Annotated in this window: 9 protein-coding genes; 1 reads left to right on the plus strand and 8 read right to left on the minus strand. The window is 59.6% G+C overall.

All coding sequences use genetic code 11. From position 1 onward, the window contains the following. Positions 1-72 precede the first annotated feature (72 nt). The 4 genes from G6K99_RS02500 to G6K99_RS02515 form a co-directional block, all read right to left on the minus strand. Positions 73-528, minus strand: coding sequence for a hypothetical protein (locus tag G6K99_RS02500; RefSeq protein ID WP_062453827.1), 456 nt, complete (start codon positions 526-528; stop codon positions 73-75). Positions 529-532: 4 nt separating this feature from the next. Continuing rightward, positions 533-1,615, minus strand: a complete 1,083-nt coding sequence (gene flhB / locus G6K99_RS02505) for a flagellar biosynthesis protein FlhB (RefSeq protein WP_062453826.1) — start codon at positions 1,613-1,615, stop codon at positions 533-535. Positions 1,616-1,769: 154 nt separating this feature from the next. Continuing rightward, positions 1,770-8,606: an S-layer family protein gene (locus G6K99_RS02510; RefSeq protein WP_174195617.1), complete on the minus strand. Its 6,837-nt coding sequence runs from the start codon at positions 8,604-8,606 to the stop codon at positions 1,770-1,772. 107 nt (positions 8,607-8,713) lie between these two features. Next, a complete protein-coding gene (locus G6K99_RS02515) occupies positions 8,714-10,765 on the minus strand; it encodes a glycosyl transferase (RefSeq protein ID WP_174195618.1) in 2,052 nt (683 codons plus the stop codon). An 830-nt stretch (positions 10,766-11,595) separates the two neighbouring features. Between G6K99_RS02515 and G6K99_RS02520 the strand changes: the two genes are divergently transcribed. Next, on the plus strand, positions 11,596-14,325 hold the full coding sequence (locus G6K99_RS02520; RefSeq protein WP_174195619.1) for an ice nucleation-like protein: 2,730 nt from the start codon (positions 11,596-11,598) through the stop codon (positions 14,323-14,325). Positions 14,326-14,445: 120 nt separating this feature from the next. On the opposite strand, the gene glf is transcribed toward G6K99_RS02520, so the two are convergent. The 4 genes from glf to G6K99_RS02540 all read right to left on the minus strand — a co-directional run bounded on the left by glf (position 14,446) and on the right by G6K99_RS02540 (position 18,479). Continuing rightward, the gene (gene glf, locus G6K99_RS02525; RefSeq protein ID WP_174195620.1) at positions 14,446-15,597 is read right to left on the minus strand and encodes a UDP-galactopyranose mutase; all 1,152 of its coding nucleotides are present in this window, start codon (positions 15,595-15,597) and stop codon (positions 14,446-14,448) included. A 225-nt stretch (positions 15,598-15,822) separates the two neighbouring features. Further along, positions 15,823-16,860, minus strand: a complete 1,038-nt coding sequence (gene fliG, locus G6K99_RS02530) for a flagellar motor switch protein FliG (protein ID WP_062453820.1) — start codon at positions 16,858-16,860, stop codon at positions 15,823-15,825. Between the two features lie 28 nt (positions 16,861-16,888). After that, positions 16,889-17,485, minus strand: coding sequence for a flagellar motor switch protein FliN (gene fliN, locus G6K99_RS02535; RefSeq protein WP_062453819.1), 597 nt, complete (start codon positions 17,483-17,485; stop codon positions 16,889-16,891). Positions 17,486-17,540: 55 nt separating this feature from the next. Continuing rightward, the gene (locus G6K99_RS02540) at positions 17,541-18,479 is read right to left on the minus strand and encodes a FliM/FliN family flagellar motor switch protein (RefSeq protein ID WP_113166203.1); all 939 of its coding nucleotides are present in this window, start codon (positions 18,477-18,479) and stop codon (positions 17,541-17,543) included. Position 18,480 lies beyond the last annotated feature (1 nt).

An 18,480-nucleotide genomic window follows, 5' to 3' on the forward strand; every position in this document is an offset into this window, starting at 1 on the left:
CAAATGCCGAATCAAGCATATGTACCAGAGACCCGGTTAAGCGGAGCTTTACGATCCGCGGTACGACGCCTTTTAGTTCGCCGTGGCGGCCATGCCGGCCAAACCGCGCATGGACGGTACGAAGGCTGCGTCCTGAAGACTGCGCTCGAGAAACCGGGTGTTCTCGTCAGGATTGGCCGAGGGCGAAAGGAAGCTGATGTAGTTGATTTCGACGCTCGCCTTTTCGGCCTGAAGCGTCAGCTGAGCATGGATCGTCACGCCACGCGGCTTGATCTCCAGGTCCAGCGTGACTGATGGGTGCGTATCCCAGTCGAGATGATAGTCGCCACCGACGCCGAAATTCACGGTGCCGGGATGGAAATACAGCTCGGCCGCCGAAGAGACGAGGTCCGAGATATTGGCATGATACTCAAGCCGCAAAAGCGAAATGAGATCGGCCGCATCGATGAGCCGTAATTCGGATGCAAGCGGGCCGATGGCCTTTGCGAGAATTTCTTCACGTACGGCGGAATAGGAGCATTTTTTCATTCTGTCAGCGCATCCGTTTGTTCTGACGACGTCCCGCATAGATCCGATGGATCAATTCAGCGACCGCCTTATAAAAAACCGATGGGATGACGCTATCAACCGAGACTTGCGCAAACATGGAACGGGCGAGGGGTGGGTCTTCAAAAATCGGTATTCCGTGCTCCTGAGCAATTTCGCGGATTCGCATAGCAATCAGGTCCTGGCCCTTGGCAACCACGACCGGAGCTTCCGATTCCTGCGCGACATACCGCAATGCGATCGCATAATGGGTCGGGTTGGTGATGATCAGTGTGGCGCGCGGAACGCTGTTGATCATGCGCCGCCGGGCGCGATCACGGGCAATCGAACGCTGCCGCGCCTTGACGAAAGGGTCGCCCTGCGACTGCTTCATCTCGTCCTTGATTTCCTGCTTGGTCATCCGAAGCTCGGTAAACCAGTGGAACCGCGTCCAGGCGATATCCAGTGCTGCAACCAAAAACGTGCAGGCCAGGACGACGATGATCATCTTCTTGATGATTCGCGCCAGAATCGGAAAAAGCGTCTGCGGGTCGGAAAAGATCGAATCGAGCAGTTTGAAATACTCGTTGCGCAGCGACAGGTACATGATGATGCCGGCGGCGACGATCTTGATCAGCGATTTGCCGAAATGGACCATGCCCTGCATCGAGAAAAGCCGCTTGAACCCGGACATCGGCGAGATCCGGTTCCACTGCGGCCTGATTCGTTCGAGAATGAACGACGGCATGTGCTGACCTGCCGACGCCAGCAACCCGAAGCCCATGAACAGGACGGCTGCCGGAAGCATGAAATAAGCGCTCTGAAGCAGCACATAGGCGCAGAGCGACACCAGGTCCGCGCTCGAATCGATGCGCCACTGTTCGGGGCGTTCGACCAGATCTTTAAGAACCTCAGCCAGATGCGCGGTATTTTGCGGCAGGAAGAAGATCAGGTAGATGTAGAAGGCAAGCGTCGAGGCGAAGATCGCCACCTCGGACGAGATCGCGATGTTGCCCTTGTCCATCGCGTCCTGGATTTTTTTACCAGTCGGGTCTTCGGTTTTGCTGTCTTTATCCTGATCGTCGGACAAGAGCCAACTCCTGCTTCATCGGCAGCAAGCTTAGCAGAAGCACGGCGCGGTGGCATCTGTCCGCCCGTGCCGCGCCGCAAGGTTTACCGGTTTCTCACAGATGCTTTGAACCCAACGGCCGTCGAGCGGTTCACCGCGACGCGGTGAACCTTACTTATGCGACATAGCGGGCAATCACGGCGGAGATCTGGTCCGGGCTCAACGATCCCATCTGCGTATCGATCAACGCCGCAAGCTGGTCGCTCGTCAGATGCGAGATGTCTGCCGTCGATATGCCGGAGATCCCCGAGGCACTGATGAGCGAGATGTCTTCGGCCGAGAATGTCGCAAGGCCCGCATCCGTCAGTGCGGAAATCTGTGCCGACGTCATCGCGTTGACCTGCAGCGGTGTGAGGGCCTCTGCCTGTGCCGTGGTGAGCGACGCGATGACCAGCGTGCTCAAGCTTGAGATCGCACCGGTGCTGAAGGCGGCAATCTCCTCGGTGGTGAAGCCGAGAATGTCGTCGGCGCCGATGCCCGATGCCTGAAGCGCGCCCAGCGCCCCGACCTGATCGACCGACAATGCGGCGAGCTGATCGGTGTTCATGGCGACGATCTGGTTGTAGCCGAGGCCGGCCACCTGGCTGGTCGTCAGCGCGCCGATCTGGATCGTGGAAAGACCTGCGATGATGCTGACCGGCAGTCCCTTGATCGAAGTCGGGTTGAGAACGGCCAGCTCTTCGAGTGTGAACGTGCCGAAATCGTCTGCCGAAATCCCCCCAAGTCCGTTGGCGCTGAGGCCCGCAAGCTGTTCGGTCGAAAGCGCGTCGATCTGCTGCGAACTCATGGCGTCGATCTGCAGGCTTGTCAGGCCGCCGACGCTTCCGGCACTCAGAGAAGCAATCTGATCGTTAGAAAGCGCGGCAATAAAGCCGGTCGAAAGGCCCTTGATTGCGGATGAGCTGATCGCTGCCAGATCCGCCGTCGAGAAGGTTTCGAAATCTTCCGACGAGAGCCCCATCAGCGCGCCGGAACTCAACGCCGCGATCTGGCTTGTCGTGAACGCGTCGATCTGCTCGGTATTGAGAGCCGCGATCTGAACACTGCCGAGACCGGAAATGCCGCCGGCACCGATCGCTGCGATCTGTTCGACCGAAAGTGCTGCGATATAGTCTGTGCCGAGCGAGGCCATCTGCTTGGAGGTCAGGGCGCCGACCTGGTCGGTCGTCAGCGCTTCCAGGTGATCGACGCTGATGGCGTTGATCTGGCTGGTGGAGAGACCCGAGATCGCAGCCGGGCTCAAGGCCGCGATCTGCTCCGTCGTGAAGGCGCCGATCGTTGCCGTCGAAAGTCCGCCGACGCTGGTCGAGCTGATGGCCGCAAGCTGCTGGCTCGAGAGAACGGCGAGATCGCCGGTGTCGAGCGCTGCAATCTGCTTGGACGTGAAAACCGCGATCTGCGTGGTCGTCAAAGCTTCGATCTGCATCGAACTCAGGACGGCGATCTGCGCCGTCGAAAGTCCTGCAATGCCGCCGGTACCGAGCACGGAGATCTGCTCGACCGAAAACGCCGACAGCATTGCTGTGGAAAGGCCAGGCATCGCCTTCGAACTGATCGCGGCAATGTCACTGGTCGAGAACGCTTCGATATCGTCCTGGCCAAGCGCGGCAAGCTGTGTGGATGTGAGCATGCCCACCTGATCGGAGGTGAATGCCTCCACCTGATCGACCGTCAAGGCGGCAATCTGGGTCGCCGACAGGCCTGATATCGCGCCTGTGTTGAGCGCCGCGATATCGTTCGGAGACAGCATCGCCAGATCGTCCGTGCCGAGCACCGCAAGTTGGCGGGACGTCATCACCGAGAACTGTGCAGTCGTCAGGGCTTCAACCTGCAGCACGCTCAGGGCATTGATCTGGGCGGTCGACAGGCCTGCAATGCCGTCGGCGCTGAGAGCCGCGATCCGGTCGGTCGAAAGTGCCGCGATCATCGACGTCGACAGGCCGGGCACGGCTTTGGACGTGATGGCGGCGATGTCTGCAGTCGAGAATGTCTCGATGTCGTCAAGGCCGAAGGCTGCGATCTGGCCTGAGCTCAAGGTCGCGATCTGGCTGGATGTCAGGGCCTCCGACTGGCTCGTGCTGAGCGCTGCGATCTGGACCGTCGAGAAAGCGGCGATCACCGACGGGTTGAGCGCCGAAATGTGATCGGCCGAGATGGCAAGAATGTCGTCGGTGCCGAGCGCTGCCACCTGCCTCGATGTCAGGGCCGAAAGCTGGCCGGTGGTGAGTGCGCCGACTTGATCGGTGCTGAGGACATTGATCTGGGCCGTTGTCAGCCCGGCAATGCCGCCGGTACCGAGTGCAGAGATCTGATCGGCGGAGAAGCTGGCAATCGTCGCTGTCGAGATCCCCTGCATGGCCGACGAACTGATCGCCGAAAGATCGCCGGTGCTGAATGTCGCCAGATCGTCCGTGCCAAGCGATGCGATCTGCGTCGAACTCAGCATGGCAACCTGAACGGACGTCAGAGCTTCGATCTGATCGCTGCTCATGCTGCTCATCTGGGCCGTTGTCAGCCCCGCGATGGCGGCCGTGTTGAGCGCTTCGATCTGATCGTGGGAGAAGGCAGCGATCCCGGATGTGCCGAGCGCCGAAATCTGCCGCGAGGTCAGGTTCTTGATTTGGCTCGTGGTCAGCGCAGACAGCTGATCCGTGCTCATCGCCCCGACCTGAGCCGTCGTCAGGCCGGCGATATTGGCGGTGCCTAGCGCTTCGATCTGGTCTGCCGAAAAGCCCGCGATGGTCGCGGTCGACAGACCCTGCATCGCAGCCGAGCTGATCGCGGCGATATCGGCTTCCGAGAAGGTCGAAAGATCGTCGGCGCCAAGCGCTGCAATCTGCGATGAACTGAAGGCGCCAACCTGGGTCGCCGTAAAGGCCTCGACCTGAGCGGTGCTAAGGACGCTGATCTGCGCGCTCGAAAGCCCCGTAACGCCGCCCGAACTCAGAGCGGCGATCTGGCCGGCCGAAAGGGCCGCGACATCTTCCGTATCCAGCGCTGCGATCTGCTTGGAGTTGAGAACCGCAATCTGGGACGATGAGAGCGATCCGATCTGGTCGCTTGTCAGAGACTGGATCTGCTTCGTCGACAGCCCGGACAGTCCGGCTGCACTCAGCGCTGCGACCTGATCGGTGGTCAGTGCTGCGATCACGGCGGTCGAAAGCCCGACGATGAGGTCGGAGCCGATCGCTGCAATATCCTGCGTCGAGAATTTGCCGATATCGGCAGTGTCGAGCGCCGTCGCCTGCCGGGAATTGAGGGCCGCGACCTGCTTGCTTGTCAGCGCCTCGATCTGCGCCGAGTCCATGGCGTCGATCTGCCTGGTGCTGAGACCGGCTATGCCGGCTGTGCTGAGCGAATCGACCTGGTCGACCGACAGTGCCGCGATCATGTCGGTGGAGAGGCCGGCAATGGCGTCCGAGCCGATCGCGGCGATATCTGCGGTGGAGAATGTGGCGATATCGTCGGTGCCGAGCGCTCCAAGCTGCTTGGAGCTGAGCGCGCCGACCTGCGAGGCCGTCATGGCTTCGACCTGCGCCGTGCTCAACGCACTCAGCTGGCCGGTCGAAAGCCCGGCGACACCCGCCGCGCTAAGCGCCGCGATCTGGGAGGTCGTCAGCACGGTCACGTCGCTGGCGCCGAGAGCACCGACCTGCGCCGAGGTCAGTGTCGCGAGCTGCTTCGTGGTGAGGACCGAAACCTGGTCGGATGTCAGCGCATCCACCTGTTTCGTCGTCAGTCCGGAAATGCCGTTCGTGCTGAGCGCCGCGATGGCTGCGGTCGAAAGAGCAGCGATCACCGATGTTGAAAGCCCGGCAACCGCGCTGGAGCTGATCACGCCGAGGTTCTTGGCGGAAAACGCCTCGATATTGTTGGAGATGATCGCCACGATCTGCGACGAGCTCAGAACCGCAGCCTGGCGGGTGGACAGCGCTGCGATCTGATCCGAGGAGAGCGCGGCAATCTGGCTCGTGGTCAGGCCGACAACACCGGTGGAACTGAGTGCGTTCACCTGGCTCGAGGAAAGAGCGGCAATATCTGTAGTCTCAAGAACAGAGACCTGCAGCGAGGTCAGCGCCGACACCTGCTTCGTGGAAAGGATCGCGATCTGACCAGCGCTCAGGGCATCGACCTGCCGTGTCGTCATGCCGGAGATACCGGCTGTGCTGATCGCCACGATCTTCTCGCTCGACAGGCTGGCGATCGTGGACGTGGACAGACCCGAAATTGCGCCCGAACCGATCGCCGAAATCTCCTTGGTCGAGAATGTCGCGATGTCGTCGGTCCCGAGTGCAGCAAGCTGCGAGGATGTGAGTGCACCGATCTGATTGGAATTCAGCGCTTCGGCCTGATCGACCGACAGAACGGCGAGCTGTCTGGTGCTGAGACCCCCAACGCCGGAGGCGCTTAGGGCTGCGACCTGCATGGAAGATAGCCGTGCGATGTCGGCGGTATCAAGCGCTGCGACCTGCGTCGATGTCAGGGCCGCCATCTGCTTGGAGCCGAGCACCGTGATCTGTGCGGATGTGAGAGCCTCGACCTGATCGACGCCAAGCGCTGCCACTGCGGAGGCGCTCAGTGCGGCGACCTGCGCCGTGGAGAGAACCGCAATGTCGCTCGCGCCGAGCGCTGCGATCTGTGTCGGTTTCAGGGCGGCGATCTGCTGGGTGCTCAACGCTCCGATCTGGGATGTCGCAAAAGCTGCGATCTGGCCTGTACCAAGTGCCGCCAGCGCACCTGTCCCAAGCGCTGCGATCTGGCTTGCGGAGAGCGACGAGATCGCATCCTCCGACAGCCCGCCAACCGCGCTCGATCCGATTGCTGCAATATCGAGCGTTGAGAAGGTGGCGATGTGATCATCGTCGAACGCCGAGAGCTGTTTCGACGACAGGGCGCCGACCTGTGCCGACGTCAGGCTTTCGGCCTGCCGGGTCGACATTGCACCGATCTGGTCCGCGACCAAGCCCTTGATGGCACCTGTTGACAGTGCTGCCACCTGGTTCGTCGACAGTGTCGCGATACCGTCTTCCGTCAGCGCAGAAACCTGCTTGGAAGACAGGACCTTCACCTGAGCCGCCGAAAGCGTAGCCACCTGATCCGTCGACAGTGCCGCAATCTGCTGCGTGCCGAGGTTGGCAATCGCGCTCGTCCCGAGAGCGGCGATCTGCGCTGTCGTGAGTGCCGCAATGATATCGGTGCTGAGGCCGCCGATGCTTTTGTTGGTGAGCGTCGCGATTTCTGCGGCCGTAAACGTCGCGATTGCCTCGGGGGAAAGCGCTGAAAGCTGTTTCGAGGTCAGTGCCGCGATCTGCAGGGTGGATAGGATATCCGCCTGCTCGGCCGAAAGGCTGGCGATCTGGGTTGTCGAAAGCTTGGCGATCGCACCCGTGCCGAGAGCCGCGACCTGGCTGATGGAAAGTCCTGCGATCGCATCCGAACTCAGGCCGCCGATACCCTTGCTGCTGATCGCGGCGATTTCGGCGGTGGTAAAGGTTGCGACTGCCTCCGGCGACAGTGCGGCAAGCTGCTTCGAGCTCAGCGCCTTGATCTGGACCGAAGACAAGGCCTCGGCCTGTTCGACCGAAAGGGCGGCAATCTGGTCCGTGCCGAGGTTGGAAATGGCGGACGTGCTGAGCGAAGCGATCTGTCCGGTTGTCAGCGCGGCAATGTTCTCGACGGTCAGCCCCGCAATGCCACGATTGCTGATGGCAGCGATATCGTCGGTCGAGAAGGTGGCGATTGCCGAATCGCTGAAGGCTGCGATCTGCGACGAGGTCAGGGCCTTTACCTGGACCGAGGAGAGCGCTTCCGCTTGATCTTCGGAAAGTGCTGCAATCTGCACCGTCGAAAGCTTGGCAACGGTCGCGGTTCCGAGTGCTGCAATCTGCTGCGTGGAAAATTCGGCTATGGTCCCCGTGCTGATTGCGGTGATCTGCGTTGCGCTGAGCGCTGCGATCTGCGCTGTTGCCATGGCAGTGAACTGATCGACCGAGAGCGCTGCCACCTGCGTTGCCGAAAGCTTCGCAACCGTCCCCACGGTCAGGGCGGCAATCTGCTGTTCGGACAGGGCTGAGATCACGTCGGTTGTCAGACCGGAGACCGCCTTGCTGCTGATCGATGCGATGTCCGCCGTCGAAAACGTTTCGATCGCCTCTGCGCTCAGAACCGCGAGCTGGATCGAGGTCAGCGCTTTTACCTGGACCGAGGATAGCGCTTCGGCCTGGTCGATGGACAGAGCAGCAATCTGATCGGTGTTGAGACCGACGATCGCCCTTGTGTTGAGCGCCGCAACCTGATCCGTCGACAGCGCCGCGATATCGTTGCTGGTCAATGCGCCCATTTGCGACCCGCCGAGAGCGGCAATCTGGATTGTCTTCAGCGCTGCAAGGTGATCGGCGGAAAAGGCATCGATCTGGCTCGTGGCCAGATTGGAAATCGCCGCTGTGTTGAGCGCTGCAACCTGTTCTTCCGACAGTGCGGCGATCAGCGTCGATGTCAGGCCGCGCACACCTTTCGCGCTGATCGCAGCCATGTCGGCGGTCGAAAATGTTGCGATCTCGTCGGGTGTAAGGGCCGCGATTTGTTCCGAGGTGAGGGCGCCGACCTGGACGGAGGTCAGAGCCTCGGCCTGATCGTCCGAAAGGCTGCTGATCTGTGCGGTCGACAGTGAGGAAACCTGTCTCGTGCTCAGGCTGGCGATTTCGTTCCCGTTGAGAATGGACAACTGGTCCAGCGTCAGGCCGATGATCGCATTTTGCGAAATGGCATTGAGCTGCACCGTGTTCATCACGTCGACGTCTTCGACATCAAGGGCCGCAATCTGCGAGGACGACATCGCAGCGATCTGCTTGGTCGAAAGCGATGCGACATCTTCCGTGGTCCACGCAGCGACGCTTGCCGTTGAGAGGGACCTGACCTGAGAGGCACTCAGGGAGGAAATGGTCGAGGTCATACGCTATGATCCTTGATGCGGCATTTGATTTTAAAAATGGATTTTGAGCCTTTGAGACTGCCGAAAACCCGGACGCTCTCGATCGAGAACAGCCGGGTCAGGACAGTTCAGCCCTTGTTTTGTTTCCAGAAACGGTCGTCGTAGGGAATCGGCGCATATTCGTTCTGATATGCCAGCTTCGATGTGTAGCGCTTCCGGTAGGCATCGGCAGTTTCGAACTCGATCCCCTCGAGAACGAGCTCCGCGCCGACTTCGTAATAGATGTCGAGATTGCGAAGATCAGGCACCGGCGTCTCCCCACGCTCGGCCTCGCCCTGCATCTGCCAGTAGAGTTCTTCCAGCCGACGCGCGAGGCCGGGCATGTCCCGAAGCGCGCTTGTGTCGCGCTTGTCCCAGAGCGACGTTCTGATCGCGCGCAGGCTCTCGCGGTCATGCGCAAAGCCGATGGCGCGCGCGACATACTCCTCCGGTGTGGCGCAGATCATCTCCGGAATGCCGGCGGCGGCAACAATGCTGCCGCAGAACCGCGAGGCAAAGCCGTTGCCCGACACAGTGAGGATCGGAAGACCCATGGTGATGGCGTCCGACGCCGTCGAATGCGCGCCGTAGGGGAATGTATCGAGGAAGAGATCGGCACAGGCGATGCGGGCAAGGTGATTGGCGTTCGGCGCTTTCGGCGCGAAGATCAGCCGTTCTGCCGCGATCCCCTGCTTCTCGGCCAGCTGGCGCAGCCGCACATTGGCATCCTCGTCCCCCGCGAGCAGCCAGAGGACGCTGCCGGGCGTTGCCGACAGGATCTTCATCCAGCGATTGAAGCAGTTCGACGTGATCTTCTGCATGCCATTGAAGCAGGCATAGACGAAGGCGCCGTCCGGCAGTCCGGCATCGATGCGGCTCGGCGTCGGGGCGATTACGCGCTTGCGGTCGATCGGCTGGTTGCAGGCGATCCGCAGCACCTTCTCGGTGTAGAAGATCTCGTTTTCCGGTGGCACGATGTGACCGTCGGCAATCATGTACTGGTGGAACGGGCTGCCGATCGATCCCGGATAGCCGCAGAAATTGACGATGACCGGTGCCGGACGGTAGGCGAAGATTTTCGCACGGGCCATTTTCGTATAGCCGTTGACGTCGATCAGGATATCGATCTCGTCGGCGCGGATCGTCTTCGCCGCTTCCGCATCGCCAAGTGCCGCAATATCGCGCCACTGGTCGGCGACCGCCTTGATGCGGTCCTGCGTCGCGTCATTGGTGCGGGCCTCGCCGCAATAGTAGGCGTAGATCTCGACGCTATCCTTGTCATGCAACTCGAGCACTTCACGCAATGCGAAACCGACGGCATGGTCGCGAAGGTCTGATGAGAGATAACCGATGCGCAGACGCTGCCCGGTTCCGGTCTTTTTCTTGGCCGCCTTGCGGGGGAAGGCGCTGAGGTCGAACGGCCCGCCGATAAGCTGCTTGCTGTAGCGATAGGCCTTGGCCAGCTGGAACATCGGATCGTCCGAATAGCACGACAGCGTCAGCGGCGACATCGCATCGAGAAGCTGGCGCGGCGTCACATGCGGCGATGTCGTAGTCAGAACCGGCCATTTGCACTGGCGCTGGCGAATCGAACTCCAGTGCTGGCCGGCCTCCGTCTTGTTTGGCTGCAGTTCGATCGCCTGCCACAGGATGGATTCCGCATCATCCAGCCGACCTGCGTTTTCGAGCACGCGGCCGGTATGCTGCATGGCCATCAGGCGGTTGTTGATGCGGTCAGGAATGACTTCGTCGGTCAGATCGATATAGGTGCGCCATTTCTGGAGTGCCTGATTGATGAGGCCGGAATCTTCGAGCGTACGTCCCAGATTGATATGGGCCGGGCCGAAAAGCGGATCGAGCCTGTTGGCCGCCTGCAAGGCGAGAATGGCGCCGGCATTGTCGCCCTGCTGTCGCAGCGTCACGGAGTAGTTGAAATAGGCGACATGCAAAAGCGGGTGGGTTTCGTTGAAGGCGGTCCACACCTTGTAGACCTCGACGGCGCGCGCCTGCTGGCCGCTGGAATTGAGCGCTTCTGCAACCTGGAACAGATCGCCGAGCGAGAGTTGCTGGTTCTGCGCCTTCTCCAGAATACTGGCGAAGGGCGAAGCCTGGGCAGTTGCAGGTGCGATATTGGCGTTCATGACCATCCCGTTCCAAGGCAGCGATGCTGACGATTGACGCACTCCACGCGTCTTATCCTTGTAATTATCGGGGTTAGCTTGCGTCGGGCTTGTTGTTGCGGTCGCGAAGCAGGGTGAGGGCAATCCAGACTTGCAGTGGCGCGCGCGACGATGTCGCGTACTACGTGATAAGATTATCCAGGACCTTTGCTCCAGAGGACGGTCGTCTTATGCAGCATGTCCATGTATGTCACATCGCTTAATTCTCCGACGAAATAGCAGAAGAATAAACGTGGTTGGTGCAGTAGCCGTTAGTATTGGAGAAAGCGCCTGAGTTTTTTCGCAGCAGCGCCTGATATCTGTTCTCCAACCTTAAGAGCTGCGATCTCTCGATACATATGGGTAACCGTATTTGTAGTGGATGCATTTTTAATAAAAATAAGCTGTGGCCAAGTGACTTTGGTAATTCATGAATTTCGAATCTATCATGCCTACCAACTGTTCTTGTTCGCAGCAGCGGAAAGCTCCAGGCATCGCTGGATTAACCCAACAATGTGTCGGACGGAGCGCCAACACTTTATGCCTGTGCCCTTGTTAAGCCTCATTTAAGAATTCTCGGCTAAATATTTTAGGGCGCGAAAACAGCGTTCAAGTTTTCGCACAAGTGAGCGTGGGAAATCCGAGCTATGTTCTGGCTCGAATTGCATGATGCCTTTCCGACGCCGAGGTTCACGTGAGCCATGTCCCCTTTTGTTTCGCTGTATTTGCGCAAGGTCGGATTGCCGCCAGGTGTGTGGGTGTCTGACGGCAGATAGGCGTGACCTCTCGTTAACGACATCAAGGACACGTCCATGACCACGATCATCTCTTCCCTATCCAATACGCAGATTTCCAAACTATCGACGACCACGATCGCGGGATTGACCTCGGAAGATGTCGATGCTTTGAGCAGTGCTCAAATCAAATCCCTCACCTCATCGCAGATTGCCGCCCTAACGACCGACGGCCTAGCTCGCTTCGATTCAGCGGATATGAGCGCCATTTCGGTAAAGTCACTTGCGGGCTTGAGCCTCGATCAGATCCAAATTCTCAGCTCTGCACAGCTCGATGGATTCTCCACCGCTCAGGTGGCAGGTCTGTACAGCAGCCAGGTTGCTGAGCTCTCAACTGCGCAAATCGGGTCTCTTGATAGCACGCAGATCGTCGCAATCAGCAAGAGTGCGATCGCTGGCCTGGATGTTGCCAAGCTCAGCACCGACAATGTCGCAGTTCTTAGCTCCACGCAGGTTGCAGCGCTTTCAGCGACGCAATTCGGCGGTTTGTCTTCTGATCAGGTGACGGCGCTGACCAGCACGCAAGTCGCCGGTCTGAGCTCCGCTCAGGTAGGGACCCTGGACTCTGCAGAAATAGCATTGTTCTCCACCGACGAAATTGCGGCCATCAGTATCAAGGCTCTCGGTGGCCTCTCCGCTGACGCAATCGCCGGCCTCACCACCGGCAGCACCGAAGCCCTGACCACGACACAGGTCGCAGGACTTTCTTCGACCCAGCTTGCCGCCCTGTCTTCGGGCCAGCTCGCGACCTTCTCGTCTGACGATATGGCTGCGATCAGCAAAAAGGCTCTTGCCGGGCTGGATGTTACCAAGCTCAGCACGGACAATATCGCAGCTCTCAGCTCGACTCAGATTGCTGCGCTGTCGGCCACGCAATTCGGCAGTCTGTCTTCCGATCAGTTGACGGTGCTGAGCACCACGCAGATCGCTGGTCTGAGCTCCGCCCAGGTAGGGACCTTGGACTCCACAGAAATTGCATTGTTCTCGACCGACGAAATTGCTGCCATCAGTGCCAAAGCTCTCGGTGGCCTCTCCGCTGACGCAATCGCCGGTCTCGGCACAGGCGGTGCGGAAGCCCTGACCACGACACAGGTTGCAGGACTTTCTTCGACCCAGCTTGCCGCCTTGTCCTCGAGCCAGCTCGCGACCTTCTCGTCCGACGATATGGCTGCGATCAGCAAGAAGGCAATCGGTGGCTTGGATCTTACTAAGCTCAGCACGGCAAATGTCGCGGCTCTGAGCTCGACGCAGGTTGCAGCTCTGTCAGCCACGCAGTTCGGCACTATGTCTTCCGATCAGGTGACAGCGCTGACCAGCACGCAGATCGCCGGTCTGAGCTCCGCTCAGGTAGGGACCTTGGACTCTGCAGAAATTGCATTGTTCTCCACCGACGAAATTGCTGCCATCAGCGCGAAGGCTCTTGCTGGCCTCGCCGCTGACGCAGTCGCCGGTCTCGGCACAGGCAGCGCGGAAGCCCTGACCACGACGCAGGTTGCAGGACTTTCTTCGACCCAGCTTGCCGCCCTGTCTTCGGGCCAGCTCGCGACCTTCTCGTCCGACGATATGGCTGCGATCAGCAAAAAGGCGATCGGTGGCTTGGATGTTACCAAGCTCAGCACGGACAATATTGCGGCTCTGAGCTCGACGCAGATTGCAGCACTGACATCCACCCAGTTCGGCGCTATGTCTTCCGATCAGGTGACAGCGCTGACCAGCACGCAGATCGCCGGTCTGAGCTCCGCTCAGATTGGAACTCTGGATTCGACTGAGATTGCACTGTTCTCGACTGACGAAATTGCTGCCATCAGCGCCAAGGCTCTTGCTGGCCTCTCCGCTGACGCAATCGCCGGTCTTGGCACAGGCGGCGCGGAAGCCCTCACCACGACACAGGTCGCAGGACTTTCGTCGACCCAGCTTGCCGCCTTGTCCTCGAGCCAGCTCGCTGCCTTCTCGTCCGACGATATGGCTGCGATCAGCAAGAAGGCGATCGGTGGCTTGGATCTTACCAAGCTCAGCACGGCAAATGTCGCGGCTCTGAGCTCGACGCAGGTTGCAGCTCTGACAGCCACGCAGTTCAGCGCTATGTCTTCCGATCAGGTGACAGCGCTGACCAGCACGCAGATCGCTGGTCTGAGCTCCGCCCAGGTAGGAACTCTGGACTCGACAGAAATTGCGCTGTTCTCCACCGACGAAATTGCGGCCATCAGCGCCAAGGCTCTTGCCGGCCTTTCCTCTGACGCAATCGCCGGTCTCACGACAGCCAATGCGGAAGCTCTGACCTCGACACAGGTTGCGGGACTTTCGTCGACCCAGCTTGCCGCCTTGTCCTCGGGCCAGCTCGCGACCTTCTCGACCACCGATATTGCTGCGATCAGCAAAAAGGCGATCGGTGGCTTGGATGTTACCAAGCTGAGCACGGACAATATTGCGGCTCTGAGCTCGACACAGGTTGCAGCACTGACATCCACCCAGTTCAGCGCTATGTCTTCCGATCAGGTGACAGCGCTGACCAGCACGCAGATCGCTGGTCTGAGCTCCGCCCAGGTAGGTACGCTGGACGCCACAGAGCTCGGATTGTTCTCCACCGACGAGATCTCTGCTATTGGCCTGAAGGCGGTCGCCGGCTTCTCCACGGACGCACTCGCCGGTCTCGACAGCACCCACATGGCTGCATTGTCGTCATCGCAGCTTCAGGCACTGAACACTGCACAGGTTGAGGCCGTTATTGCAGCGTACAAAACCTACTGATTGCGACTAACGGGGAGACCACAGACTCTCTGGTCTTCCCGGCACTCTCTAAACGAAGTTGGGGCGCGGTTTATAACCGCGCCCCAACTGTTAGACACATGGTTGTCTCTGACGATCTCTCTACGGATTAACGAAAAACGCTCCGAGCGCGCCTTTCCCCTGCAGGGCGTTGATATAGGCGTCCCCCGTGTCCAGGGCCTCGCGGATCGTCACGTCCATGTCGAGGTAACGATAGGTGCCGAGCCTGCCGACGAATGTCACGTTCTGCTGCGTCCGGGCCAGCTCGACATAGCGCTCGAGCAAGGCCTTTTCGTCGGCCATGCGGATCGGATAGTAGGGGATGTCGCTTGGTCCGCAGGCGCGTGAATATTCCCGGTAGCAGATGCTCTTCTCATGGGTTTCCCAAGGCGAGAAATGCTTGTGCTCGGTAATCCGGGTATAGGGAATGTCGAGATCGCCGTAGTTCATCACGGCGCAGCCCTGGTAGTCGCCGTTGTAGCTGAAGCGATCGAAATCCAGCGTCCGATAGCCTAGCCGACCCAGTTCGAAGTCGAAGTAACCGTCAAGCGGTCCCGAATAGAAGACATGGTCGAATGAAGCGGCATCTGGCCGGGTGAAACGGGTCCCGAGCCTGACCTCGATGCGCTCGTGATTGAGAATGCGTTCGACCATTTCCGTATAGCCGTTCTCAGGCATGCCCTGAAAACGATGGAAAAAGTAGTTGTCGTCATAGTTGAAACGGACGGGCAGACGCTTCAAAATGCTGGCCGGCAGCTGGCTCGGCTCGCAGCCCCATTGCTTGACCGTGTAGCCCTTCAGGAACGCCTCATAGAGATCACGGCCGACGAATTTCAAAGCCTGCTCTTCGAACGTCTTCGGCTCACCGATGGACGTATCGGCCAGCGACGCGATAAACTGTCTTGCCTCGTCGGGTCGCAGCGTCTTGCCGAAGAACTGGTTGATCGTGTGCAGGTTGATCGGCAGCAGGAACACGCGCCCGCCACTGGTCGTCTTCACGCGGTTGACATAGGGCATGAAGGTCTGGAACTGGTTGACATAATCCCAGACCGGCTCATCGTCCGTATGAAAGATGTGCGGTCCGTAGACATGCACCATCACGCCCGTATCGCTGTCACGCTCGGTAAAACAGTTGCCGGCGATGTGGGCGCGCTCGTCGAGAACGACAGCGGAATGACCGGCCTCCGCAAGTTTCCTGGCGATGACGGCGCCCGACAATCCGGCTCCGACCAGCAATATGCGCTTATTCGACATCGATCTCTCCCAGTGGCATTCAGCATGTCGGCCCACGAAAGCGCGACATCTCCCCATACTCGTCCAGCTCGGCGAGCGCGAAAGCCTTAACCGATTCGCGGCGCTGCGAGCATAGTTTCCATCGTGTCTCGGCTATGCTTGACCGCATCCGAGATGGCGAAGGATAACAAAATGCCCGCACGAGGCGGGCATTTCGGTGTTGGATGCGTCCGGCAGCGGAGGCAATCAGGCCGCTTCGCTTGCCGGTGCTTCTTTTTCCTTGAGTTCGATCTGGCCGGAATTGGCAAGCCGGATCGCTTCCTGCGAGATCGCGCGGCGGGCAAGCGCCACTTCGCGCGGGTTGATCGTACCGCCGGCGGCAAGATCCGATTCGACCATGCGGCGCTGGCGTGGGCTGAGGCAGACGAGCACGGATTCGCGCATCGGTGCCGACGAACCTTTCAGCGCCATCGTCAGGATGTCGCCCGCGATATCGTTGAGCAGGATGACACGGCTGCGCTGCGGCATGACCATGAGATCTTCGAACAGGAAGATCTTCGGGCGAACCTTCTGGGCTGCTTCCTGACTGACCTGTTCCAGTGATTCGAGCAGGGAATCGACCTGCGGCTTTTCGAGCTGATTCATCAGGTCCGCGACCTTGACCGGGCCGGTCGAGTTCCGCTCGGCATCGATTTCGTTGACGAGATCGGCGATCCGCTTTTCGATGATCTGCACCGCCTGCGGATTGACGTTCTTCAGGTTCACCGCACGCTTCATGATGTCGGCACGCAGGCTTTCCGGCAGTTCGACCAGGATTTTCGCACCAAAGGCGGAAGGCAGCATCGAAAGGATGTAGGCGATCGTCTGCGGATGTTCGCGGCCGAGATACTTGCAGATGAAAACCGGATCGGCGTCCTGAAGACGGTCCCAGAGACTGTCCTCGTAGGTCTGGAACGCGGTGCGTCTTCCCAGCAGTCCGTCGACCTCTTCCGGCGTTAGGCCTTCGTCGAGAATCTTTTCCATCGCCATGGCGTTGTCCATCAAACCTGTTCCCTCGGTGAACAGGTCTTCGAACTCGTTGACGAGAGTGGTCAGTTCGTCTGGCGGAATGGCGCGCAGGCTCTGCGCGGAGGCAATGATTGTCTGCAGTTCGGCTTGGGTAAAATACTTCAGCAGCTTACCTGCAACGCCCGTTCCCATTGCGAGCAGAACCGCAGCCGCTTTCTCTGCCTGAGAAAGCGGCTGGCCGGGCAGATTGTCACTAAAGGTATCGAAGTCCATCATGGGCTTGTCCTAAAACGCTAAATTCATTTTAGCTCTTGGGAGCTCCTGACAATTCAGTGAGCTTTACGCCGAAGCGTGTATCGTCGTCTTCGAGAAGCGTGATTTCGCCGCGGGCGATCAGGCGACCGTTCACGGTGATATCGACCGGCTCGCCGATTTTCTTGTCGAGCGTGATCGTCGTGCCTTCCTTGAGGCTCATCAGACCCTTGACCGGCATGCGGCTTGAACCGAGCACGATCTGGACATCGATCGGAATGTCCAAGATGAGGTCATGATTGGCCTCGAGGCTTTCACCATGCGTGTCGGATCCGAAGCTCGGCATCGCACTTGCGCCACCACCAAAGCTGCTGGCTCCGAAGTCGGACTTGCCAAGGTCGCCACCACCAAAGTCGCTGCCGCCGAAATCGGTCGAGCCAAAGTCGCTCGTTCCGAAATCCGTCGAACCGAAGCTGTCGCTGCCGAAATCGGAGGCCGGTGACGCGAACGGATCGGCCGACAGCAGCGTGCCGTCCTCGTCCGCCTTCAATGCGCCACGCAGGTCGTCGATCGCGTGTTCCAGATCCAGGCTGCTCGAGGCGATCGGATCTTCAGTCAGTTCGTTTTTGACGGTCGTTTTTCTAGCCATGATCTATTATCCACATCGAAACTTGTCTGAAGCTGCCGGGCGCGGAAGCGCCGCGTCAATTATCGAGAATTTTTTTGAGTATATTGCCGTCTGGAGAGACGTTGGATTTTATCTTTACGGAATAGCTGTCGCCGGACCGGCCGAACTCGCAGCGGTAGATCAGTTTCCCGTTCGCATCCATATCGACCCCAATGTCGCCGATGTCTTCGAACGGTATGGTATCACCAGGCTTCAATCTGGCAATTGAGCCAAGCTTGAGCGGCGTGAGCTTGATGCGCGCGCAAAGATCGATCTGCGAGCGCAGCACGTGATCGGCAACGGCCTCGGCCGGCGCCGGAAGACTGTTTGCCAGTTGTCCGGAAGGACGGGTGATCGTCGTCTTCAGCAACACGCTTTGCGGAATGACGATCACGACCTCACCCGTCAGCGATCCAAGCTTGACCTGAAGCCGGACCGCGGCTGCGAAACAGTCGGGGATCTCCAGCGACTGCCGGGCGTAGTCGGTGATCGGATAGCATGGCGACAGCACCGGCTCGAACTCCCCCTTGGGGCCGAGGCCGAGGCGAAGCACGCCCGCGATCCGCGAAACGAGCAGCGATGCGATATCGCCCTCGATAGACGTCAACGTGCGCGTGTCATCAGAAGGCTGGTCGGTATCGCCGAGCAGCTGCGCGATCATGGCGATCGGCAGGCTGTTCCGGGTGGCGATCACGAAATGGGTACACCAGTTGCGCTGACTGGCGCTCACAAGCGTGTAACCCGCGCCAAGCCCCGCGATGACCTGAGAGCGCAGACCGGAGACGTGGCCGGCATATTCGACGCCGATGTCGAGCTGCATTTCCTCCTGGACGACATCGCCGAGAAGCTGGCATTGCAGGGCTGCAACATCGCTGCAGCAATGGGCAATCGTCTTCACGTCACCCAGGCTGCCTGTCAGCCGCGCAAGGACGATCGGGTCGATCGGCTTAGTGACTTCGCTCGACGGATTGTTCATC

Source organism: Neorhizobium sp. AL 9.2.2 (genome assembly GCF_013317225.1).
Lineage (GTDB): Bacteria > Pseudomonadota > Alphaproteobacteria > Rhizobiales > Rhizobiaceae > Neorhizobium > Neorhizobium soli.

Excerpts from the sequence above, each read along its gene's own strand:
- glf (WP_174195620.1), bottom strand. The coding sequence starts at position 15,597 with ATGTCGAATAAGCGCATATTGCTGGTCGGAGCCGGATTGTCGGGCGCC.
- G6K99_RS02520 (WP_174195619.1), top strand. The coding sequence starts at position 11,596 with ATGACCACGATCATCTCTTCCCTATCCAATACGCAGATTTCCAAACTA.
- G6K99_RS02510 (WP_174195617.1), bottom strand. The coding sequence starts at position 8,606 with ATGACCTCGACCATTTCCTCCCTGAGTGCCTCTCAGGTCAGGTCCCTC.
- G6K99_RS02500 (WP_062453827.1), bottom strand. The coding sequence starts at position 528 with ATGAAAAAATGCTCCTATTCCGCCGTACGTGAAGAAATTCTCGCAAAG.
- fliG (WP_062453820.1), bottom strand. The coding sequence starts at position 16,860 with ATGATGGACTTCGATACCTTTAGTGACAATCTGCCCGGCCAGCCGCTT.
- G6K99_RS02540 (WP_113166203.1), bottom strand. The coding sequence starts at position 18,479 with ATGAACAATCCGTCGAGCGAAGTCACTAAGCCGATCGACCCGATCGTC.
- fliN (WP_062453819.1), bottom strand. The coding sequence starts at position 17,485 with ATGGCTAGAAAAACGACCGTCAAAAACGAACTGACTGAAGATCCGATC.
- G6K99_RS02515 (WP_174195618.1), bottom strand. The coding sequence starts at position 10,765 with ATGAACGCCAATATCGCACCTGCAACTGCCCAGGCTTCGCCCTTCGCC.